Raw genomic sequence first — 22741 nt, forward strand, 5'->3', positions numbered from 1 at the left:
ACGCGATCTTGCTGCTCCAGCTGCGTCGCTCATTCAAGCCCCACGCCAGATGTTTGAGACGGGACCAATCTATCTGATCATGGCCGGTTTGAGAATATCCGCCAGTCCGATCCGACGGAGCAGTTCCGCGCGGGCGCGGTCGGCCGCGGCATCGACGGCAGCAGCCCCGTCATGGTCCGGACCGCAATAAACCCGGAGCGGTCGCTGTCCGAACGGCATGTTCACGACGTCAGCGATTGCGCTTGCGACGTCGTTCGGGGCCGGATCCCGCGGCGACAGCTCGGCGAGCGCCGAAAGCGCGGTTTCGCTCATATCGGCGGTTGGACCATCCGCGTAGTCTTCCGCCCGAATGGTGTCGAACGGCCTGCCGGAGCCTACATAATGGCCAGGCCCGAGCGCGCTCGGAACAACAATCGTGGTCTCGATACCCCAGCGCGCGAGCTCGCCGGCATAGCTCAAGGCCAGCGCGTCCAGCGCGGCTTTCGACGACGCATAGGCCCCCAGGAACGGAACCGAGCCACCTCGCGCGCAGCTGGAGGTGACCCAGACCAGCAGACCCTGGCCCTGCTTGCGCAATTGCGGTAACGCCGCGCGATTGAGGCGCTGCGCGCCCAGCACGTTCCTATTATAGAGTTCGGCGAGCTGCTCCGGCGTAAAGGCCTCTGCCGGGCCATAGACGACCTCCCCGGCATTGTGCACGATGACGTCGAGCCTGTTATTATCGGCGATAATGGTTTCGACGGCCGAATTCACCGAGGCATCCGAGGACGTATCAAGCTCGATCGTGCGTAGATCGGCGCCATGTCCGTCGGCGTCTGCCTTGATATCCTCGGCCTTCTGCGCGTTGCGGCCTCTCGCTTCTCGCGCCGAAAAGTAGACCGTGTGCCCCGCCTGAGCCAGTACTTTGCATGTCTTTGTTCCGAAGCCGTTCGAGGCCCCAGTGACAATGATCACCTTGCCCATTCGCGCCCCAATCGCATTTCCAATTCTCCGCGCCAATCGCGGCTCAAACGCGGTATAACTCCGCGGTCCGGCAATCCGCTTCACCGCTTTGCGCGAAGAGTCTGAGCAATACGCGGCCGGCACAGGACTGGTCTTTCGATCGCGGCGAGCGATTTCGAAAAAGCACGAAATGTTTCGAAAACGCCCGGCTTCCATCACAGGACAGCGTCCGGGAGACTGCGGACGGCAATTTGTAGAACCTTCTCGCGGGAGGGTCCGCATCGTGCAGATGGGCAATATCGACCGTTGATGCGAAAGATTGGGCAGGGACAGGTTTCGTAGGCTTCTCTCCATTTCGCGATCGGAACAGAGCCGGTCGTGCGAACAAGGGTTAAGCCATGGCGGACATGTTGAATATGAGGGCATCGCTCGGTAGGGCGATCCACGCGATCACCGGAAAATGGGGTTGGTTCGTTGCGCTGGGCCTCGGCGAGTTGATCCTGGGCGGCATTGCGTCCGCCAACCTGATGGCGGCGAGTCTTGCTTCGGTGCTGGTGATCGGAGCCAGCATGGCGGTTGCCGGGATTTTCCAGGTCATGCATGCCGCTTCAGTGCGTAGCCTGCGCGGCTTTCTGTTCTGGCTGTTCGCTGGGATCGTCTATGCGGCTGCCGGTGCGATCATAGTCTATGATCCGATCCTGGCCTCGTTCACCTTGTCGCTCGTTGTCTGCGCCTTCCTTGTTGCCGCCGGCGTGATCCGGATCTCGGTGGGTTTCCATATGAGACCGGCCGCGGGCTGGGGCTGGATCGCGGCTGCCGGCGTTCTGACGCTCTCCGTCGGCATCACGCTGCTTGCCGCATGGCCGGCCATCGGCCTGTCGTTGCTTGGCGCGATGCTGGTCGTCGATCTGATCTTCCAGGGATGGGGACTGATTGCGTTCGGGCTGGCGCTCAGGACGCGTGCCTCCCGGCGTTCCGGCCAGCCGGCGCCGGTGTAAGCCACGATGACGGGCTCGACATTCGCACGCCACCAGGAGATTGCGTGGCGCCGTGGTCACGCCACGCCGACGTCGCGGCTGATCGCCGAGGAGACCGCCATTGCGCTCAGCTACAACGGATCGACCCATGCCGTGATGATGGCGACTCCGGCCGACCTTGAGGACTTCGGGATCGGCTTTACGCTCACTGAAGGCATCGTGGCGCGGGCAGGTGAGATCGGGAGCATCGAGGTCATCCCAGGCGAGCTCGGCATCGAGCTGCGAATGTGGCTCGACGGCGACCGCGCGGCGGCGCTGGCTGCGCGGCGCCGGGCCATGAGCGGTCCGGTCGGGTGCGGGCTGTGCGGCATCGAGAGCCTCGAACAGGCGCGCCGGCCGCCCCCGCGGCTGGCGCGCGGGGAGACCGCTTTTCATGCGCGAGAGCTGCTGACGGCCATACATGCGCTCGCTCCGCTTCAGAGACTAAATCAGCAGACGCATTCGGTGCACGCTGCGGCTTTCTGGGATCCCACGACCGGCATCGACCTGATCAGGGAAGATGTCGGACGGCACAATGCGCTCGACAAGCTCGTGGGCGCGATCGTTCGCGACGGCAGATCGGCTCGCGACGGGGCCGTACTCCTGACGAGCCGTGTTTCGGTTGAGATGGTGCAGAAAGCGGCGATGATCGGCGTGCCGGTGATGATCGCCGTTTCCGCGCCGACCGCGCTTGCCATCCGAACCGCGGATGCCGCGGGAATGACGCTGCTGGCGGTTGCCCGCGATGACGGATATGGCGTCTTCACCCATCCGCATCGGATTCTCCTGCCCGACAATGTCGCGCCGCGCGTGGATCGCTGACGCCTTGAGCGCGTGCAAATGGTCATGCAAGCCCTGAGGCCAGAGCCGCGGGTCGAGCGCAGCGATGCGGCTCCTGAGCAGTCGCTTGTCGTCGCATCCCTCCTGAGCCTGTCGGGCGGCTTTCTTGACGCCTTCACCTGGCTCGCGTTGGGCGGCGTCTTTGCAAGCTCCCAGACCGGCAATGTTGTCTTCCTCGGCATCTATGCCGTGTCGGGGCAATGGCAGCAGGCTGCTCGCCACGTCCTTCCGATTCTTGCCTTTGTCGCAGGTGCAGCGGTGGCTGTTCGGATCCGGGCGCCGCCGCTCTGTCTTGCAGGAGAGGCGATTTGCCTGGCGGTCGTGATGCTGTTGCTGCATCGCGTCCCCGAGCCGGTTGCGATCATCGGATTATCATTCGCCGGCGCCCTCCAATCGGCCAGCTTCAGGCAGGTCGAGCGGCGGAAATATCTCTCGGTCACCATGACCGGCAACATGCTGAGCGCCGTCGAGCAGTTCGTGGCAACATCGGATCGCGACGCCGTGCATGGCGGCAAAGTCATGCTCACGCTCTGCATGATGTTTCTGTTGGGCGCCGCGGCCGGCGGCTGGGTGACGACGCGGCTGCACGCCGGCAGTCTTGCCCTTCCGATCGCATTATCGATATGCGCGCTCTGGCTCTGCTGCCGGCCATCTCACCCTTGCCGTCCAAGCTGATCTCCTCCGCGAAAGCATGCGTATCCGCAACGGCGCGGGCGTTTGCGGAAGCCTCAATCGTTCGATGCCATTAGCGTCGATCAGAGCTCTGTAAAATTCGAGGCGAGGTAAGAGTCTCATGGACGCCACGGCTCTACTTCTTTCGCGGCTGCAATTCGCTTTCACCATCTCCTTTCACATCATCTTTCCGGCGTTCACCATCGGCCTTGCCGCCTGGCTCACCTTGCTCGAGGCATTGCATCTGAGCACGAGTCGGCAGGTGTATCAGGTGCTGTTCGAGTTCTGGCTCAAGATATTCGGTATCGCATTCGGCCTCGGCGTCGTCTCGGGCGTCGTGATGGGCTTTCAGTTCGGAACGAACTGGAGCGAATTGTCGAAGATGTCGGGCCCGATCCAGGGGCCGCTCCTGTCCTATGAGACGTTCACCGCCTTCATGCTGGAGGCGAGCTTCTTCGGCATCCTGGTTTTCGGCAGACCCCGGGTGCATCCCTGGTTCTATCTTTTCTCCGCGGCGATGGTCGCGCTGGGCACCACGCTCTCCGCCTTCTGGATCATGATCAACAACAGTTGGATGCAGGTTCCCGTTGGCTATGTGCAGCAAAATGGCATGTTCGTTCCAGACGACTGGCTGAAGATCATCTTCAACCCGGTGGCAATGGTCCGCTTCGTCCACATGCTGATTGCGGCGTATCTGTCCAGCGCGTTCTGCGTGGCGGCGACCGGGGCGTGGTACATGCTGCGCAAGACCTACCACGCCGAAGCGCAGATCATGCTTCGCATGGGGCTGTTTCTCGCAGCCGTCCTGGTCCCGGCACAGCTCGTGTTCGGACATCTGGTCGGCGATTATGTGCATCAGCATCAGCCCGCCAAGTTTGCGGCGATCGAGGCGCGCTGGCACGACGAGCAGCCTGCTGGTGAGGTGATCGTCGCAATTCCCGACGCGACAACCGAGTCGAACCGCTACGAGCTCAAGATACCGGCGCTCGGCAGCATCATCGCGAGCATGACCACCACCTCCAAGGAGGTCGGGTTGACGTCCTTCCCGGCTGAGGACCGGCCACCGGTCCTCATTCCGTTCCTGACTTTCCGCCTCATGGTCGGCTGCGGCTTGATCATGCTGGCGCTGGCATGGCTCGGGTCCTGGCGGATCATGCATCATCAAATCGAACGCAGCCGCTGGTTGCTGCGGTTTATCTTCCTGAGCTTCCCGCTGCCCTTCGTCGCGACGTTGGCGGGCTGGTACACCGCCGAGGTCGGTCGGCAGCCCTGGGTCGTCTACGGCATGCTGCGCACGGCACAAGCCATGACGCCATTCCTGACCGCGGATGCGGCGTTGACCACGCTGGTGCTGTTCGGCGCTGTCTACGCCTTCATCTTCTCATTTGGCATCGCTTTCATCTATCGGCTGTTGCGAGCAGGTCCCGGCGGCACCCTGGCCGAGGTCGCATCCGGCGCCATGCCCAACCGGCCGATGTCGGTCGCCGATCCGGAGCCCCTCTCGGCCCACAGCTACCCGCAAGCAGGAGAATAAGACATGGTTACGTTCTGGGTCGCCTTGCTGGCGATCAGCATCCTCGTCTACCTCCTGCTCGACGGCTTCGATCTGGGCGTCGGGATCCTGTTCCTGCTGCCGAACAGTGAGCCGCGGCGGCGCGCCATGCTGGGTGCAATCGCGCCGTTCTGGGACGGCAACGAGACCTGGCTCGTGGTGACCGGCGTGATCCTGTGGGGCGGGTTTCCGGTCGTTTATGCAACGGTGCTCTCCGCGTTCTACCTTCCGGTGATCTTTATGCTGCTGGGATTGGTCCTGCGCGGGGTTGCATTTGAATTCCGCAACAAATCGCAGCGATCGCGCTGGATCTGGGACCTGAGTTTCGGCGGCGGTTCCCTGGTCGCAAGCTTCATGCAGGGAGCGATGGTCGGGGCTCTCGTGCAGGGACTGCCCATTGCAAACGGCCAATATATGGGAGGCACGTTCGGCTGGTTCAGCACATTTTCCGTGCTGTGCGGTGTCGGCCTTTGCCTGGGCTATGCGCTGCTTGGAGCTTGCTGGCTCGTTAGAAAGCGCGGTGGGATCGTTGGCGATGTCGCCCGTGCGCAGGTGCCAGTGCTTGCGATCGGAGTGCTGGCGTTTCTGATCCTCGTTTTCAGCCACGCATTGCTGCAGCATCTTCCGATTCTACATCGATGGATCGAGCGGCCCTATCTGTTCGTCTTTCCGGCGATCGGCGTCGGGGCAGCGTGCGTGCTCGCATCCAGCATCCTGCGTCACGACGACTATTGGCCATTCCACATGGTCTCCCTGATCTTCGTGATGGCGTTTGGCACCCTGGCTGTTTCGTTCTGGCCCTACATGGTGCCGTTTGCCATCACAATCGACGAGGCGGCTGCGCCGCATGCGAGTCTTGCCTTCATGTTCTGGGGAGAAGGCCTCATCATCTTCCCGCTGATGCTCGTCTATGTCGTGACCGGCTTCCATGTCTTCCGGGGCAAGTTCGGCTCCGCTCCAGGCCACTACTGAGAGCGGAGGCGGCGACGAGGTGTGATCTCAGCCGGCCAATGTGCGTGACAGACTGAGGTGATCGAACGAGCGAAGCGTGCTTGCACGATTTGTGATCGTTTCGCAGAGGCACGCGGCCTTGTCACAAACCTTATTGAGGTTCTTTCGCCGGTAGACCTTTCGCTACCGGGACCGGCGGCACCGGCAGAATGATTTCGGATGCAATCTTCCACTCGTTTGAGATCTTGATCCAAGTGAACATCATCAGAAATGGCTCTGGCTTGCCATCTTGTCCGGCATACGACACCGTTATGGTGACGGGCGCGTACGATTCAGCAACATCAGAAGTCAAGCCGACGACCTTCAGCTTGGAGCGGTCAGGTGTGAGCACGACCGGCCCTGACGCGGCGATATCATGCAGCTTCTGGTCGATGGCACCGTTGCCCCAAAAGCCCGCCCAATTGCCCTCGGATGGATCGGCGCTCTTGGCGACCAGCAACGTTGACGGAGACTGCCAGAACATCTCGTGCAGCGCTTTGATGTCGTGCCGGTTGGCCAGCTCCATGACCTCGTCGAAATGCGATTCGATGTCGTTCAGTGTCTGCATGTCGAGCGGATCTTTGTAAGGTGCCGGCGCGGCGACAGCTGAAGACACCGAGAGAACGGCAAGCTTAAAGGCGAGAACGAAAAATCCCTTTTGCATATTCAATCTCCTTCGCATTCGATCATGTTGATCGGCGCCTAATCCGGCGCTGTTTCCTGATTCAAGACTTTGGCATGGTGCCCGGACTGTTGTCCGGCCACTGGGCGATCAGCTTCTCATCGATGTTGAGATGCTGGGCGACCAGTTTGGGCGGTGTGTGGGCGAGCCAGTTCGAAAGTGAGATTTCCTCGTAGCGTGGTGCGCGGAAGACGCCGACGAATTGCAGCTCGGTGTCGCCGACATTCTCGACGTAATGTCCGAGATTGCGCGGGACATAGCCGATGTCACCGGCGGAAAAATCGGTCGTGCGCGCATTGGGGCCGGTATCGAACACCGTCATCCGCGCCTTGCCCTTGATGTAGTACTGCCACTCGTCCGCGTTCGGATGCCAGTGCATCTCCCTGATCGCGCCCGGAGGCATCGACACCAGCGCCGATGCGACGGTCGTCGCGACCTTGAAATTGGTGCTATCGGCGATCCGGATGCTGCCGCTGGAATTTTGCTTCAGGGGAGCCGAGCTGCCGAGCGGATAGACGAACGGGTAGGGCGGCGCCTCGGCATGCCTGGCGACAGCGGCACGATCTGCGGCGAGGTCACCCGGCACCGTGCCCTGGAAGATCCAGAGATTATGCAACGGAATATTCGCGAAGGCTTCCGCCGGGACCCCGAAATTCCTTGCCAGCACCTCGGGAGGCGTATGGGCGAACCAGTCCGTCACCAGCAGCGTGTTGAATTCGTTGGCGTGGCCGTCGTCGAAGCAGATGACGAATTCGCAGCCGTCGGGCCCGAGCCCTTGCAGGGAATGCGGCGCGCCCGACGGAAAGTACCAGAGGTCGCCGGACTTGACGTCCGCGACATAGGGGCGGCCCTGCGCATCGAGCACCGTGATGCGGCAATTGCCGTAGGTCATGATTGCCCATTCGGCCGCCTGATGCCAATGCAGTTCGCGGATGCCGCCGGCCGAGAGGCGCATATTCACGCCCGAGATTTCCTTCGAGATCGCGAAATCATCGACCGTGACCTGGCGGGCCCAGCCGCCGTTCTGGATGCGCCTTGGGGCGTTGTTGAACGACGCCCAGTCCATCTGCAGACCGCCGACGTCAGTCGCCGGCGGCGTTTGCGCGGAGGGAAACTGCTTGGCGAGAGCCGGATCTTGCGGGCCGGGATCGGTCACGCTCCCGGGGCTCTTGGCGTTCACGGCGCCTTGCGGCGGCTCGTCAGGATTGCCGAAGGTTGCTGCTCGTGCGCTGGAGCCGACGATGGCGGCGCCCGCCGCCGACACAGCCAGCAAATCGCGTCGTGAAAACATGTTGGTCGCTCCTATGAAGCCGTCGGGAGCCTCTCAATCACCAGAAGGCCCCGAGGCTCCAAGCTAATTTCGGCTTGCCCAGTCAGCTTCCGCGAACGGCGACACTTTTTCTCGAACGCACTATCAGCTCCCGACTATGAGGCCGGCCGCTCTCGCGCGGAGTTGTGCGATTGAGAAATCCGAACCCCGATTTGAAAAGACGACCCACCGCAGCGGACCTTAACTGGCGTGTGAATTGTTCACATCGAGATATCTCAGATGACCAGGAAATCGGTTCATCCCTATCGTGAGCCCGCTGGCGGATGGGGAGCGCTCAAGGCGCTCAGCGAGGCCCTGTTGGTGCAGCGGGTGCCGGTGAAGGGCGCGGCAACGCTGAGCCGCATGAACCAGCCGCAAGGCTTTGATTGCCCCGGTTGCGCCTGGCCCGATCCGAAGCATACGTCGTCATTCGAGTTCTGTGAAAATGGCGGCAAGGCGATCGCCTGGGAAGCGACCGCCAAGCGATGCACGCCGGAGTTTTTCGCCCGGCATACCGTCGCGGAGCTTGCGACGTGGAGTGACTATGATCTCGAAATGGTTGGACGGCTCACGCATCCGATGGCTTATGACGCGGCATCCGATCGCTATCTTCCGGTAGAGTGGAGCGATGCCTTCGATATGATCGGCCGGCACCTGCGGGAGTTGCCCGACCCGAACATGGCAGATTTCTATACGTCCGGGCGGACCTCGAACGAAGCCGCCTTTCTCTACCAGCTGTTCGTGCGCGAATACGGCACCAACAATTTTCCTGACTGCTCCAATATGTGCCACGAGGCGACCAGCGTCGGCCTGCCGCATTCGCTCGGCGTCGGCAAAGGCACCGTGCTGCTGGAGGACTTCGACAAGACCGACTGCATCTTCATCTTCGGCCAGAATCCGGGGACTAACAGCCCGCGGATGATGACGAGCCTGCGCAATGCGGCCCGCCGCGGCGCGTCGATCATCTCGTTCAATCCGTTCCGCGAGCGCGCGCTGGAACGCTTCCAGGCGCCGCAGAGTCCCGTCGAGATGATCACGCTGACGTCGACCGCGATCAGCTCGAAGCTGTTCCAGGTCCGGGTCGGCGGTGACGTCGCCGTCCTCAAGGGGATCATGAAGATCCTGGTCGAAGCGGATGAGGCCGCGCGCGCCGCCGAGCAACCGCAGATCCTGGACTGGGATTTCATCCACGGGCACACGATCGGGATCGAAGCGCTGGTCGACGACCTCAAGCGCACGCAATGGCCCGACATCGAACGTCAGTCCGGCTTGACCCGTGAAGACCTGGAATATGCAGCCGACGCCTATGGGAAGGCGCAGCGCGCCATTCTCGTTTTTGGCATGGGTATCACCCAGCACCGGCGTGGTGCGCACAACGTGCAGCAGATCGCCAATCTCGCTTTGTTGCGGGGCAATGTGGGACGGGAAGGCGCGGGCGTCTGTCCGGTTCGCGGCCATTCCAACGTGCAGGGAGATCGCACCGTCGGCATCACGGAGGCGCCCAGCGCTGAGTTTCTCGACCGTTTGGAGCAACGGTTCGGCTTCAAGCCGCCGACGGCGCCGGGACACAATGTCGTCACCGCATTGGAGGCGATAATCAGCGGCGAGATGAAGGTCTTCTTCGCGATGGGCGGCAATTTTGCGGCGGCTATCCCGGATTGGCAGGCAACGCGGGCCGCACTGCGGAAGCTCGATCTCACTGTCCACGTCTCCACCAAGCTCAACCGAAGCCATCTGATCCACGGCCGCGCCGCGCTGATCCTGCCCTGCCTCGGTCGCACCGAAATCGACATCCAGGCGGCAGGGCCGCAGTCGATCACGGTGGAGGACTCGATGTCCATGGTTCATGCCTCGGGCGGGCGCAACAAACCGGCCTCGGAACACCTTCTGAGCGAAGTGGCGATCATCGCCGGCGTGGCGAAGGCGACGCTCGGTCAGCGCACGGTGGTCAATTGGGACGATTTCGTTGCCGATTATGATCGTATCCGCGATGCGATCGAGGCCGTCTTTCCGATCTTCCAGGGCTACAACGCGCGGATCCGTGTGCCGGGCGGCTTCCATCTCACCTCGACTGCGCGTGAGCGCATATGGGCGACGCCGTCCGGCAAGGCCAACTTCCTGGTGTTCGAAGGCTGCGGTGAAGATCCGCCGCAGAGCGATCCCGATAGCCTTTGGCTCACCTCTATACGCAGCCATGACCAGTATAACACCACGCTTTATTCGATGTCCGACCGCTATCGCGGCGTCTATGGTCAGCGCGACGTTGTGTTCCTCAATGAAAACGAGTTGAAGAAGCGGGGCCTCATCGACGGAGACCGCGTCGACCTGATCACGGAATCGACGGATGGCAGCGTGCGGATCGTGCGCAACTTCCGCGTGGTCGCCTATTCGTTCCCGGCCGGCTGCTGCGCAGCCTACTATCCGGAGACCAACCCGCTGGTGCCGCTCTATGCCCGCGATCCCATGAGCTTCACGCCATCCTACAAGGGTATTCCGATCCGCCTGGTGCGCTCGACTTCGACCAACACAGACGGCGAGTTCGAGCAATAGACGTGCAACGCGACCGGCCGCCGCCCCCGAAGCAGCCTCGCCGCATTGCGGCCCGCAGCCGCGCTGCGGTTATTCGCACACCGTTGACGCGGGGACCGGCAGCGCAAACCAGAACCGGGCGCCACCCTCGGCGCCATGAGCGTCGGCGCCGATCTCGCCGCCATGCGCTTCGACAATGGACCGGCAGATCGGCAGGCCCATCCCCATGCCGCTGTCCTTGGTCGTGAAAAAGCTCTCGAACAGCCGGTCGATCTGCTCGGCGCCGAGGCCCGGACCGCTGTCCTCCACAGAGCAGCATATCGCGCTTGAATCGTGCCTGGCTGTGCTGATGACGATCTTCCGACACTCGCTGCCCGTCTGCATCATCGCCTGCATGGCGTTGATCGCCAGATTCACAATGACCTGCTGGAGCTGGGTGCGGTCACCGAGCACCTGCGGTGCGGTCGGGTCAGAGCGGTGCAGGATCGTTACGCTGCGGGATTCCATCTCGTGTCGAACGAAGAGAAGCGATTCGCGAATGACATCGTCAAGCAACAGAAAGGTTCGCTCCGGCGCCTTGCGCGATGCCATCGCGTGAATGCGTGCCACGATGTTCGCGGCCCGTCGGGCATTGGCAATCATATTTTCAATTCCCTCGTGCACCTCGGCCAGGTTAGGATTGGGCCTGGCAAGCCACCGCAGGCTGGCCGCGCCATTGGTCGCGATGGCAGCCAGCGGCTGATTGACCTCGTGGGCGATGGAAGCGGTAAGCTCGCCGAGCATCGAGACTCGCGCGGCATGCGCGAACTCTGCTTGGACCTGCCGAAGCCTTTCCTGGACACGAAGCCGTTGTGAGATGTCGATCGTGCCGACGAGGCTCACTTCCGAATCGTTGATCGGCCCGACACGCGCCGTGATGAAGAGAACGTCGATCACGCGGCCGTCCCAGGTGACCATTCTGGTCTCTTCCTCAAAACTCGCCTCGCCACGGAAGCGGGACTCCATAGCGCGCCGGAACGTATCGGGCCGTTCCTTCCAGGAATGGGTGATGGGGCGTACAACATTGGCGCCAGGTCCTCCGAACATCTGAATGAACCGCTGATTGGACTCTTGATAGGAGAGCGCCTCCATGCAGGTGTACAGGAACTCGGGATGGCTGTCGAAATAGCTGCCAAGATCGGTGACGCCCTCCGCGCGCAATCGTTTGAACAGCCCTGCCAGCTTGCTCGCATCAAGTTGCCGAAGAGCGATCGGCATCCGGCTGAACAGGTGACGGTAGCGCTGCTCGCTGCGCTCCAGCTCGCTATGAGCCTTCTTCTGGGCGGTAACGTCCATGACCGCGCCGATAAACTGGAATTGCCCTTGGTCGTCCGTTGTTCCGCGTGCGACCACACGTATGTGCCTGATCTCGCCGTTCTTCAGAAGCAGGCGGTGTTCGTGGGAAAAATCATGCCGCTCGCGGGCTGCACGACCGATGGCCTGGCGTACCGCGGCGACGTCGTCGGGATGTGTGCGCTCGAGGACGAGATTTAGCGATGGGGACAATGTCCGCTCGACATCGAAAATCCGGAACGTTTCGTCGGACCAGAAGAGTTCGCCGCTGGAGACATTCCATCCGAAGCTTCCGGTGTGGCTGAGCCTCTGTGCTTCGGTGAGATAGGCTGCCTGGACTCGCCGCAGTGCATCTTCGGCACGCCTGCACTCCGTGACATCGGTATTGCTCTCGAGTGTGCCGATGGTCAGTCCGAGGTCGTTGTACTGCGTTGACCAACGGCTGGCGACGATGACCTTCTTGCCGCATCTGGTCGTGTGAATCAGTTCGCCTTGCCACCGGCCCGTCTGTAGTAGCCTGGTGTCGATCTCCAGACGAGGAGCAGGAAACGCGGTCTGCAGAAGCTCGTCGGCGACTGTCCCGACGGCTTCCTCCCGCGTCCACCCATAGAGTTCCTCGGCGCCTCGGTTCCAGTAGACGATGACATGATCTGTGTTACGGAGGAAGATAGCGTTCGTCGTGAGATCGAGTAGATTGGCCTGTTCGCCATGCGCACGTTCCAGCATGCGGAGCCGCCTGATCAGGCTGACGATCACGAGCGACGTGGACAGAAAGGCGGCCAAGGGGATCAAGTCCCAGAACTCATCTACGGCAGACGAGTAGACCGGCTCGACGAACAGGAAGACGAGGCAAGCGGTCGCGACGGCGGAGAAGGTCACGGAGGAAACAAGGCCGTCGCGCAGGGCGAGCAGCACAATGACGATCAAAAGCACGAAAGCGGTCGTGGCAAAATTCAAGCTGAGCAGGAAACAGATGGACGACAGCAGCGCCAGCGCCGTACTGCCGAACATCGAATAGACGGCGTGAGGCAGAACGCGGAGCTTCCAGCCTTTTGTTCGGATCGGCCGCAGGTGAAGCCACGACCGCTCGGACCATGTTCGGCGAGAACCAGTCGCGTGCTTATTCCTGTTCGACATCCGGCGGTCCGCCGTCATCGAGCGCACCGTGGATGACCACCCGCACGCGCATCGTCCGATTGAAAGATCGGATCATTGCTCAAAGCATGGGTTCCACAAACTCGTCCGGCGTCACGGGCCCTTGTTCGCCGGTGCTGTCCGGAAGCGAGCGTGGGATGGGGCAACGGGTTCGATAAGGGCTCGCCGAACATGAATTCGAATGCCGAGACCAGATGCTCGGATGAATGCGCATGATGCGGCCGGTCTACTGCAATGCGGAAAACGAGTCTTTTGGCGTTTTCGGATTTTTTTCCGAAACGCACGACCTCGCGCATGCAGCGCGATTCCAGGTGTCGCGGCTTCGCATCAAACGACTCAGGCCACGGTGACGGTAAGGTTTCTCACGCCAAACCGCCTCTCGAACTCGGCGAGATCAACAATGCCGCGCCGATGGGTGCCGTCGCCGATCTTACGATGGCCCTCCCATGCCTCGACCTCGAATACGACGCTTCTGGAGTCGGTCTGAATGACGCGCGCAATTGCGCGCACGTGGCGGCCGACTGGCGTTGCCGCGAGATGACGGATGCTGACCATCATCCCAACGCTGACATAGCCCGCCGGCAGGGATGGCTGGATCGCTGCTCCCGCTGCCATTTCCATATGCAGTATCATCATCGGCGTGCCGTAGACGGCCGGCATGCCGGGTACAACATGACCGACCGTCATGTCAGGCGTGATGGTCACGAGTTTTTCCGCGGCCATGCCGACCGCGATCCCATCAAGCGGATTCATGGCTTAACCTCGCAGGTGTCTGGGCCGGAGACGTTGGAGCCGTTTCTTTCGCCTGCGGCTTACGTCCGGCGATCCACGCGCCGAGCCTGTCGAGATAGAGGTAGACCACGGGCGTCGTGTAAAGCGTCAGGATTTGCGAGAGCATCAGTCCGCCGACGATCGTGTAGCCGAGCGGCTGACGAAGCTCCGCACCGGTGCCGGTGCCGACCATCAGGGGCACGCCCCCGAGCAGAGCGGCCATTGTCGTCATCAAGATCGGGCGGAAGCGGAGCGTGCAGGCCTGGTAGATTGCCTCCTCCGGGCCAAGGCCGTGCTGGCGCTGCACCTCGAGGGCGAAGTCGACCAGCATGATGCCGTTCTTCTTCACGATGCCGATCAGAAGAATGATGCCAATGATGGCGATGACGCTGAGGTCCATGTGGACGGCAAGCAGCAGCAGTAATGCGCCGATGCCAGCGGACGGCAGTGTCGATAGGATCGTGATTGGGTGGATGAGGCTCTCGTAGAGAACGCCGAGAATGATATAGATCACGATCAGTGCCGCGCCGATCAGGAGCGGCGTGCCGGCCAGAGAGGATTGGAATGCCTGCGCATTGCCTTGGAACGAGGTCGACAGCGAGGCGGGCTTGCCGGTCTCCTTCTCGATCTTCTGAATCGCCGCCACCGCGTCGCCGAGCGCCGCGCCGGACTTGAGGTTGAATGAGATCGTGACGGACGGAAACATGCTCTGGTGATTGATGAGGATCGGCGCCGGCTTGATGACGGTGTTGACCAGTGTGCTCAACGGAACCTGCTGGCCGGAGGCCGAGTTCAGATAGATGTCCTTGAGCGCCTCGGGGCCGTACTGGAAGCTGGGGTCGACTTCCATGACGACATGATACTGGTTCAGTGAGGTGAACATGGTGGAGACGATGCGCTGGCCGAAGGCATCGTCGAGCGTATTGTCGATGGTCGAGGGCAGGATGCCGAAGCTGGAGGCGACTTCGCGATTGACGGTGACATCCAATCTCGGGCCGGCATTGGCCTGATCGCTTGCGACGTCGGTAATGATGTCGAGTGCGCGCAGCTTGTCCAGGAAGATGGCCGACCAGTGGGTCAGCTCATCGGAATCTGCATCGGTCAACGTATATTGATATTGCGTCTTCGACAGGCGAGCGCCGATCGTAATATCCTGGGCCGCCTGCATGTAGAGCGTGATGCCCTGGATGTGAGCGAGCGCAGGCTTGAGCCGATTGATGATCTGGTCGGCGCTGGCCTTCCGTCCCGGCTTCGGCTTCAGGACGATGAAGATGCGCCCTTGGTTGAGCGTCGCCGTCGGTCCGCCCGGACCGATATAGCTCGCCACCGATGCGATGTCTGGATCCTTGAGCAGAACCCCGACAAGTGCCTGCTGGCGTTCGGACATGGCGGGGAAGGAGATGTCCTGCGACGCCTCGGTGATGCCGACGATCTGCCCGGTGTCCTGCTGCGGGAAGAAGCCCTTCGGGATGATCACATAGAGGTAGCCGGTCAGGACAATGGTGGAGAGCATCACGAGCAGCGTCGCGAAACGGTGGCGCAGCACGATGCGCAGGCCTCGCGCATAGAGCGCAAGCAGGCCATCGAAACCGCGCTCGAACAGGAGATAGAGCCTGCCGTGCGTCTTCCGCGAGTCATCCTTCAACAGGCGCGCGCACATCATCGGCGTCAAGGTGAGCGAAATGATGAGCGACAGCACCAGTGAGGCGGTGATGGTGATGGCAAATTCCTGGAACAGCTTTCCGACATAGCCGCCCATCAGGAACAGCGGGATGAACACCGCAATCAGCGACAGGGTGATCGAGACGATCGTGAAGCCGATCTCGCTGGAGCCTTTGAGGGCCGCCTGCATCGGCGTCAGGCCCTCCTCGAGGTGGCGCACGATATTCTCGATTACGACCACGGCATCGTCCACCACGAAGCCGACCGCGATGGAGAGCGCCATCAGCGACAGATTGTCGAGGCTGTAGCCGAGCACATAGAGGATTGCAAAGGTGCCGATCAGCGACAGCGGAACCGTGACCGCCGGGATGATGGTGGCCCAGAAATTTCGCAGGAAGAGGAATATCACCATCACCACCAGTGCGACCGTCAGCAGCAGCGTGAATTGCACGTCGGAGACGGCGGCGCGAATGGTGGCGGTGCGGTCCGCCGCGATCGTCACCTTGATTGCCGGAGGAACGGAGGCCTGCAATTGCGGCAGCAGCTTCCTGATGCGATCGACAGTCTGGATGACATTGGCGCCGGGAACGCGCTGGACTGCGAGGATGATCGCAGGCTGCTTGCCGTACCAGCCGGCCAGAAGATCATTCTCGGGCGCTTCGACCGCCGAACCGATATCGCGGATCCGAACCGGTGAGCCGTTCCGATAGGCGATGATCAGGTCGTCATAGGCCGAGGGCTTCAAGAGCTGGTCGTTGGTGTTCAGCGTGTAGGTGACGCGCGGGCTGTTGAGCGTGCCCTTCGGCAGATCGACATTGGCGCCGGCGATCACGCTGCGCACATCCTCAAGGCCGATGCCCCGCGCGGCGAGCGCCTGCGGGTTGACGCGGACGCGGATCGCGGGCTTCTGTTGGCCGCCGATACCGACGAGGCCCACGCCCGGGATCTGCGAGATCTTGGGCAGCAGGATATTTTCCGCATAGGCATCGACCGTGGTCAGCGGAAGCGAGTCGGAGGACAGCGCGATCAGCATGATCGGCGTCTCGGCGGGGTTCACCTTCCGGATCGTCGGCGGGTAGGGGATGTTGGGCGGCAGAAACGGGCTGGCGGCGTTGATCGCAGCCAGCACGTCGACAGCCGCGCTGTCGACCGTCCGCGAGAGCTCGAACTGGACGGTCAGCTGGGCCACGCCGAGCGCGCTGGACGAGGTGAGCTGGGTGACGCCCGGAATCTGGCTCAGCTGCTGCTCGAGCGGCGTGGCGACCGAGGAAGCGATCGTCTGCGGATCGGCGCCGGGCAGCTGCGCCGAAATCTGGATGGTCGGGTAGTTGACATTCGGCAGCGCGCCGACCGGCAACAGTGGGTAGGTCGCGAGGCCGCACAAGAGCAGCCCAGCCATCAGCAGGGCAGTTGCAATCGGCCGCAGGATGAAGGGCGCGGAGAGATTCATGGAATGGCATCCTGGACGGAGCTCTGCAGATCGGCCTCGCGCGCCGCCTTGCCGCGCAGCTGCCGGACGCTGCTGCCGTCCTTGAGGCGATACTGGCCGTCGACGACGACGACATCGCCCGGCTTCAGGCCCTGATCGATCAACGCCTGGCCGTCGCTGATCTGCGCCACGTGAACCGAGCGCAGGCTCGCGGTCTGGTCCGGGGCTACGACATAGACATAGCTGCCGTTCTGACCTTGCTGCACAGCCGACCCGGCAACCGTCAGGGCATCCTTCCGTGTTTCCAGCAGCAGGCGAGCATTCACCAGCTGTCCCGGCCACAGCCGGTGATCGCGGTTCGGAAATTCTGCCTTCAGCTGGACGGTGCCCGTCGTCTGCGCGATCTCGTTGTTGACCAGCAGCAGCCTGCCTTCGTCGAGCTTCATCTTGTCGTCCTGGCTATAGGCGATGACCTTCATCGGGCCCTTCGCCATCTGATCCTGGATTGCCGGCAGATCGGTCTGCGGAAGGGTGAAGAGAAGCGAGATCGGTTCGATCTGCGTGACGACGACGAGCCCGTTCGGATCGGTCGGATGAATCACGTTGCCGACGTCGATCTGCCGGACGCCGGTGATGCCGGGAATGGCCGACGTCAGGCGCGTGTAGCTGAGCTGGACATTGGCCTCGTCGATCTGGGCCTGGTCCGCCTTGACGGCGGCTCGCAGCTGCGCCACCTGCGCGGTCTGCGTCTCGATCAGTTGCGGAGTCGCGTAGCCCTTGTCGCCGAGCTGGTTGTAGCGGGAGAGATTGGCCTCGGCATTCACGAGCTGAGCCTGGTCGCGGTCGCGATTGGCCGTCAGCTGTTCGATCTGGGCTTGATAGGGACGTGGATCGATCTGCGCGAGCAGGTCGCCGGCCTTCACGGTCTGCCCCTCGGTGAAGGCGATCTGGACGATCTGCCCCTGGATCTGGCTGTGCACGACGTCCGTGTTATAGGCGATCACGGTACCGATGCCGCGCAGGTAGATCGGGACCTCCTTGCCGGTCACGGTGGCCGCGACCACCGGGATCGCGGCAGGGACGGGCGTTGCAGCGATCGCTGATGGTTTGTCCTTGGCAAACAACCAGAAGCCGGCCGCGGTCGAGACTGCCGCAAGAGCAACCAGCGTGATAAGGAGATTCCGTTTCACGGTGCCGTTCCTCGTCATCTCAGGGAGTGCCGAAGCTGTTGGAAGGTCCCGCGGTGCCCGAAATCGCTGGTCCGGGCACGGGCAGGGTCGGGCTCACGCCGGCGCCGCCAAGCTCGGTGGCGCCCAACGGAATGCCGACGCGTCCTGCCGAGGATGGCGAGGGCAGCGCAGACGCAGGAATTCGGCTGTCAGCGCAGGAGAGCGATGCGCCGCTGGAAACGCCGCCGCCGTCGAACAGCGCGCCGGGCGATCCGGCATTGGCAGACCCGGCACACACGCCGGTGCCCTGCGGTGGACTGACCGGAGCCAGGCCGGGCGTGGCGATCTCGGTCGAGCCCAGTGGAATGCCCGCGGGGCGCGCTGCGCCAAGTGGCGACGTTACGCCCATGCCGGTCGACGGCTGCAGTCCCGACGATGCCGTTTGAGCGAGTGCAGGGGCCGACCACCGAAGGCCGAACACCAGCGCTGCGCCGAGGATAATGAATCCGAGCTGGCGCCATCTATTTCGTCGCGTGCTTCGGCTCGTTGCTGAGAGATGTTCCGACATCTTCCTTATCCCGGATGATAATTCACTCGGCGCGGACGATAGGGAGGGGCGGAAGCAACGGTATTTCGAGAACGAACGTCCCGCTGTCTCACCGCACGATGAAGCGCCTAACGCCGTCCGAGTTACTGTCGTTGCTGCACGAGGATCAGCTTCGCCTGGGAAAGCTCTCGGTGGCACGCGGCGATCTGACCGGAGCGGTCCGCGGCGCGGGCACGCTCGAGCGCATCGAGAGCGAGCTGAAGGTCCGCTCCGTTGCGACCCTCGGTCTGCGCCAGCGAGCGCGGAGTCGGTTGATGCCCGCGCAGCGCGTTGAGGCTTTCCGGCTTCCATTGGTCGGAGCCGGCGCTCTGTTCGATCGCGGCGTCGACCTGTGCCTGAACGCTCGCGATCGACGGTTCGCAGGCGCCTGCTTGAGCGGGTGAGGCCGCAAATAGCAGGGCACCGAAAGCAGCACAGTATGTCATCGTCCTTGCGGTCATTGTCATGGCTCATCCCTTCGGAACGAGATATGCAGCGGATATCAGCGTGCGGCCGCTGCATGACATGCGCGCGCGTGGCTTGTCTTTCATGAAGGAATGGTCAGGCGGGTCCACGTTCGAATTCGACATGCCGATGGAAATCGGTCGAAGACGTGCGAAGTGAAAACTATCCTGGCTTGAAGAAATACGAGGAGCAGCCACCTCGCTAGTGTCGGATCATTGCAACCCGGAGTGATCTGACATGAACCGCCTCAATGCTTGTCTTGCTCTTACGACCGCTTTTTCGCTGTTCTCGGCTGTGGTCCCGGCAAGCGCGGAACCGGTGAAGAATATCGTCCTGGTGCACGGCGCCTGGGTCGATGCGTCCGGCTGGAAGCCGGTCTACGACATCCTGACCAAGGAAGGTTTCCGCGTTACCATGGTGCAGGAGCCGGAGACGTCGTTTGCCGATGATGTCACGGCGGCAAAGCGGGTGCTCGATCTTCAGGATGGTCCTACGCTTCTTGTCGGCCACAGCTATGGCGGATCCATCATCACCGAGGCCGGCGTGCATCCCAGCGTCGTGGGTCTCGTCTATGTCGCCGCCCACGCGCCCGATGTCGGTGAGGATGAAGCGGCGCTGGGCAAGAAGACACCGAGCGTGCTCGGAAAGACCGAAGGCGTTGTCAAGACGACGCCCGACAAGTTCACCTATCTCGATCCGGTGCAGTTCCCCAAACTCTTCGCGCCCGATCTGCCGCTGGAGCGAGCCGAGTTTGTCGCGCGCTCCCAGGTCCTGGCCGCCACACAGGTGTTCAGCACGCCGCTGACGGCGGCGGCGTGGAAGACCAAGCCGAGCTGGGGCATCGTTGCCGGTGGCGACCAGATCATCAATCCGGACCTCGAGCGTTGGTACTACGAGCGCGCCAAGAGCCATACGACCGTAATCCCCGGCGCCAGCCACTCCGTCTATGAGTCTCATCCCAAGGAAGTGGCCGCTATCATCACGCAGGCCGCCCGCAACGTTTCGCAAACGGCTGCACGTTGAGGTCGGCCGCTGGCCGCGATGGTAGCACACCCCATAAAGAGAAGGCTGGCGGCGCGAAGAGCGCTCCCGCCAGCCCGCTGCCTGAGCTGGAGATGTCTGTGACTGTGATCGAAAACATGAACGCGCCGCTGAATTGGAGCGTGCTCACCGCGAAGCGTGCCGGATTGAGCCGCGAATTGCCGTCGGGCAATCCGGACCTGATGTGGGTCGCGAATTCCTCGACTCTCATCTACGGCGAGCGCGACACGGTGCTCGTCGATACGTTTCTGACCGCCGAGCAATCGAAAACACTGCTGGACTGGGTGGTGGCAAGCGGCAAGAATCTGACTGCGATCTACGTCACCCATGGTCACGGTGATCACTTCTTTGGTCTCGCGCCGCTGCTCGACCGCTTTCCAAACGCCAGGGCGTTTGCGGTTCCCGAGGTCGTCGAGGCGATGAAGGCGCAACTAGCGCCGGCATCGATTGACGGCTTCTGGCGCAAGCGATTTCCAGGGGTGATCGCGGAGCGACTCGTGACGGCAGAGCCCCTGGAAGGGGGCGAACTGATGCTCGAGGGGCACAAGCTCGTCGTCATCGACATGGGGCGGACCGATACGGCGCGTTCGACGGCGCTCCATGTGCCGGGGCTTGACCTGATTATTGCTGGCGACACCGTCTACAACGGAATCCATCCCTATCTCGCTGAAACCAATAGACAGAGCCGGCTTGAATGGATCGCCGCGTTGGAACGGCTCGAGACATTGAGGCCACGCTTCGTGATCGCGGGACATAAGAAGCCGGACAACGACGACAATCCGCGCAATATCGCAAAGACGCGGCAGTACCTGCTCGACTTCAATCTCCTCGATCAGGCGACAACATCTGCGCTTGAGCTCTACGAGGCGATGCTGCGGCTCTATCCCGACTACGCCAATCCAGGATCGCTTTGGAGCGGGGCCAATGCGGCCAAGGAACAAAGCCCATGACGAATTGGCAGAACGACCGTGTCGCGCGCGATGCGCGCATCGCGGCGGGCGCTAGATTTGCGTCCGGTAAGGTCGTGGATGGCCGCGACGCGACCCGGCTGCTGGAAGCAGTGATTCGGCCGAGTGACCGCGTCTGCCTGGAGGGCGACAATCAAAAGCAGGCGGATCTGCTTAGTCGCGCCCTGCTAGCGGTCGATCGTTCCAGAGTGAACGACCTCCACATGGTGCAGTCGGGTATCGTTCTTCCCGAGCATCTGGATCTGTTCGACCAGGGCGTGGCGAAGAAGCTCGACTATGCCTATTCCGGACCGCAATCGGCGCGCATCGCGCGCATGTTGTTCGGCGGCAAGATCGAGCTTGGCGCCGTCCACACTTATCTCGAGCTGTTCGCCCGCTATTTCATCGACCTGACCCCGCACGTGGCGCTGATTGCGGCCGTGAGTGCCGACCGCGAGGGGAATCTCTATACCGGTCCGAATACCGAGGACACGCCGACCGTGGTGGAGGCGACCGCATTCAAGGACGGCGTCGTGATCGCGCAGGTCAACGACATCGTGGATGAGGTGCCGCGCGTCGACATCCCGGCAGACCGCGTGCATTTCATCGTCAAGTCCGACAAGCCCTTCTTCGTTGAGCCGCTGTTCACGCGCGATCCCGCCGCGATCACCGAGGGGCAGATCCTCACTGCGATGCTCGCAATCAAAGGCATCTATGCACCCTACGGCGTGCAGCGGCTCAACCACGGCATTGGCTTCAGCACGGCGGCGATCGAGCTTTTGCTGCCAACCTTCGGTAAGCGGCTGGGCCTGAAGGGCAAGATCGCCACCCATTTCGCCTTGAATCCGCATCCCGCGCTCATTCCGGCGATCGAATCCGGCTGGGTCCGCCAAATTCACTCCTTCGGCTCGGAAGTCGGCATGGATGAGTACATCCGCGCCCGGTCCGATATCTATTTCACCGGCCCGGACGGCTCGCTACGCTCCAACCGCGCGTTCTGCCAGTCGGCTGGGCTTTATGCCTGCGACATGTTCATTGGCTCCACGCTGCAGATCGATCTGCACGGAAATTCGTCGACTGTCACGAGCTCGCGTATCGCCGGGTTCGGCGGCGCGCCGAATATGGGAGCGGATGCCCGCGGGCGGCGTCATCCGAGCGAGCCTTGGCTGAAGGCGGGAGCAGAAGCTGACCCCGACGGCTCGGCATTGTTGCGCCGTGGGCGCAAGCTGGTCGTTCAGATCGGTGAGACCTTCGGTGACAACAACGTGCCGCTGTTCGTCGAGAAGCTCGATGCGCTCGAGCTCGCCGAGAAACTGAAGCTCGAGCTCGCCCCGATCATGATCTATGGCGACGACGTCACGCACATCGTCACCGAAGAAGGCGTGGCGAACCTCCTGCTTTGTCGCACCGCACTGGAGCGCGAGCAGGCGATCCGTGGCATTGCCGGCTACACCGCGGTCGGCCGCGGGCGAGATCGCAACTTGGTGGAGCACCTCCGCCTGCGCGGCGTGATCCGCCGGCCGGAAGACCTCGGCATCAATCCACTCGATGCGGATCGCAGCATGCTGGCGGCGCGCTCGATCAAGGATCTCGTGCGCTGGTCAGGCGGCCTCTACGCGCCGCCGTCGAAATTCCGCAACTGGTGAGAATCG

General features: G+C 62.3%; 18 protein-coding genes. 9 read left to right on the forward strand and 9 right to left on the reverse strand.

What is annotated here, in order from left to right:
* Window positions 1-69: 69 nt before the first annotated feature.
* On the reverse strand, window positions 70-963 hold the full coding sequence (locus ACQR1W_RS25000; RefSeq protein WP_434853285.1) for an SDR family NAD(P)-dependent oxidoreductase: 894 nt from the start codon (window positions 961-963) through the stop codon (window positions 70-72).
* A 377-nt stretch (window positions 964-1340) separates the two neighbouring features.
* Here ACQR1W_RS25000 and ACQR1W_RS25005 point away from each other — a divergent pair, with 377 nt between their 5' ends.
* The 5 genes from ACQR1W_RS25005 to cydB all read left to right on the forward strand — a co-directional run bounded on the left by ACQR1W_RS25005 (window position 1341) and on the right by cydB (window position 5994).
* Window positions 1341-1940, forward strand: coding sequence for an HdeD family acid-resistance protein (locus tag ACQR1W_RS25005; RefSeq protein WP_434853286.1), 600 nt, complete (start codon window positions 1341-1343; stop codon window positions 1938-1940).
* Between the two features lie 6 nt (window positions 1941-1946).
* A complete protein-coding gene (gene fdhD / locus ACQR1W_RS25010) occupies window positions 1947-2780 on the forward strand; it encodes a formate dehydrogenase accessory sulfurtransferase FdhD (RefSeq protein WP_434853287.1) in 834 nt (277 codons plus the stop codon).
* A gap of 18 nt (window positions 2781-2798) precedes the next feature.
* Complete coding sequence (locus ACQR1W_RS25015; protein ID WP_434853288.1) at window positions 2799-3473, forward strand: YoaK family protein; 675 nt, start codon at window positions 2799-2801, stop codon at window positions 3471-3473.
* A gap of 118 nt (window positions 3474-3591) precedes the next feature.
* Window positions 3592-5004, forward strand: coding sequence for a cytochrome ubiquinol oxidase subunit I (locus tag ACQR1W_RS25020; protein WP_434853289.1), 1413 nt, complete (start codon window positions 3592-3594; stop codon window positions 5002-5004).
* A gap of 3 nt (window positions 5005-5007) precedes the next feature.
* The gene (gene cydB, locus ACQR1W_RS25025; protein ID WP_434853290.1) at window positions 5008-5994 is read left to right on the forward strand and encodes a cytochrome d ubiquinol oxidase subunit II; all 987 of its coding nucleotides are present in this window, start codon (window positions 5008-5010) and stop codon (window positions 5992-5994) included.
* A 130-nt stretch (window positions 5995-6124) separates the two neighbouring features.
* On the opposite strand, the gene ACQR1W_RS25030 is transcribed toward cydB, so the two are convergent.
* Window positions 6125-6676: a hypothetical protein gene (locus ACQR1W_RS25030; RefSeq protein WP_434853291.1), complete on the reverse strand. Its 552-nt coding sequence runs from the start codon at window positions 6674-6676 to the stop codon at window positions 6125-6127.
* 61 nt (window positions 6677-6737) lie between these two features.
* Entirely contained in the window at window positions 6738-7985 is a 1248-nt protein-coding gene (locus ACQR1W_RS25035) for an oxalate decarboxylase family bicupin (RefSeq protein ID WP_434853292.1), read from the reverse strand.
* Between the two features lie 258 nt (window positions 7986-8243).
* On the opposite strand from ACQR1W_RS25035, the gene ACQR1W_RS25040 reads away from it, so the two are divergent.
* Window positions 8244-10553, forward strand: a complete 2310-nt coding sequence (locus ACQR1W_RS25040) for an FdhF/YdeP family oxidoreductase (RefSeq protein ID WP_434853293.1) — start codon at window positions 8244-8246, stop codon at window positions 10551-10553.
* 69 nt (window positions 10554-10622) lie between these two features.
* On the opposite strand, the gene ACQR1W_RS25045 is transcribed toward ACQR1W_RS25040, so the two are convergent.
* The 6 genes from ACQR1W_RS25045 to ACQR1W_RS25070 form a co-directional block, all read right to left on the reverse strand.
* Window positions 10623-13019, reverse strand: a complete 2397-nt coding sequence (locus ACQR1W_RS25045; RefSeq protein WP_434853294.1) for an ATP-binding protein — start codon at window positions 13017-13019, stop codon at window positions 10623-10625.
* A 336-nt stretch (window positions 13020-13355) separates the two neighbouring features.
* A complete protein-coding gene (locus ACQR1W_RS25050; protein ID WP_434853295.1) occupies window positions 13356-13772 on the reverse strand; it encodes a thioesterase family protein in 417 nt (138 codons plus the stop codon).
* Window positions 13759-16902 carry an efflux RND transporter permease subunit gene (locus ACQR1W_RS25055; RefSeq protein ID WP_434853296.1) on the reverse strand — a complete coding sequence of 1048 codons (3144 nt, stop codon included), beginning with the start codon at window positions 16900-16902 and terminating at the stop codon, window positions 13759-13761. Before ACQR1W_RS25055 ends, ACQR1W_RS25050 begins: the two co-directional genes overlap by 14 nt.
* Window positions 16899-18071 carry an efflux RND transporter periplasmic adaptor subunit gene (locus ACQR1W_RS25060; RefSeq protein WP_434853297.1) on the reverse strand — a complete coding sequence of 391 codons (1173 nt, stop codon included), beginning with the start codon at window positions 18069-18071 and terminating at the stop codon, window positions 16899-16901. The genes ACQR1W_RS25055 and ACQR1W_RS25060 overlap by 4 nt, the downstream gene beginning before the upstream one ends.
* Before the next feature lie 19 nt (window positions 18072-18090).
* Complete coding sequence (locus ACQR1W_RS25065) at window positions 18091-18618, reverse strand: hypothetical protein (protein ID WP_434853298.1); 528 nt, start codon at window positions 18616-18618, stop codon at window positions 18091-18093.
* A 122-nt stretch (window positions 18619-18740) separates the two neighbouring features.
* Entirely contained in the window at window positions 18741-19097 is a 357-nt protein-coding gene (locus ACQR1W_RS25070; RefSeq protein WP_434853299.1) for a hypothetical protein, read from the reverse strand.
* A gap of 241 nt (window positions 19098-19338) precedes the next feature.
* On the opposite strand from ACQR1W_RS25070, the gene ACQR1W_RS25075 reads away from it, so the two are divergent.
* From ACQR1W_RS25075 to mdcA, 3 genes are all read left to right on the forward strand, one after another.
* On the forward strand, window positions 19339-20124 hold the full coding sequence (locus tag ACQR1W_RS25075; RefSeq protein ID WP_008973323.1) for an alpha/beta hydrolase: 786 nt from the start codon (window positions 19339-19341) through the stop codon (window positions 20122-20124).
* A gap of 98 nt (window positions 20125-20222) precedes the next feature.
* Window positions 20223-21092: an MBL fold metallo-hydrolase gene (locus ACQR1W_RS25080; RefSeq protein ID WP_434853300.1), complete on the forward strand. Its 870-nt coding sequence runs from the start codon at window positions 20223-20225 to the stop codon at window positions 21090-21092.
* Complete coding sequence (gene mdcA / locus ACQR1W_RS25085; RefSeq protein ID WP_434853301.1) at window positions 21089-22735, forward strand: malonate decarboxylase subunit alpha; 1647 nt, start codon at window positions 21089-21091, stop codon at window positions 22733-22735. Before ACQR1W_RS25080 ends, mdcA begins: the two co-directional genes overlap by 4 nt.
* The last annotated feature ends 6 nt before the right edge of the window (window positions 22736-22741 follow it).

This window comes from Bradyrhizobium sp. HKCCYLS1011, from assembly GCF_051167795.1.
In the GTDB taxonomy this organism is placed as follows: domain Bacteria; phylum Pseudomonadota; class Alphaproteobacteria; order Rhizobiales; family Xanthobacteraceae; genus Bradyrhizobium.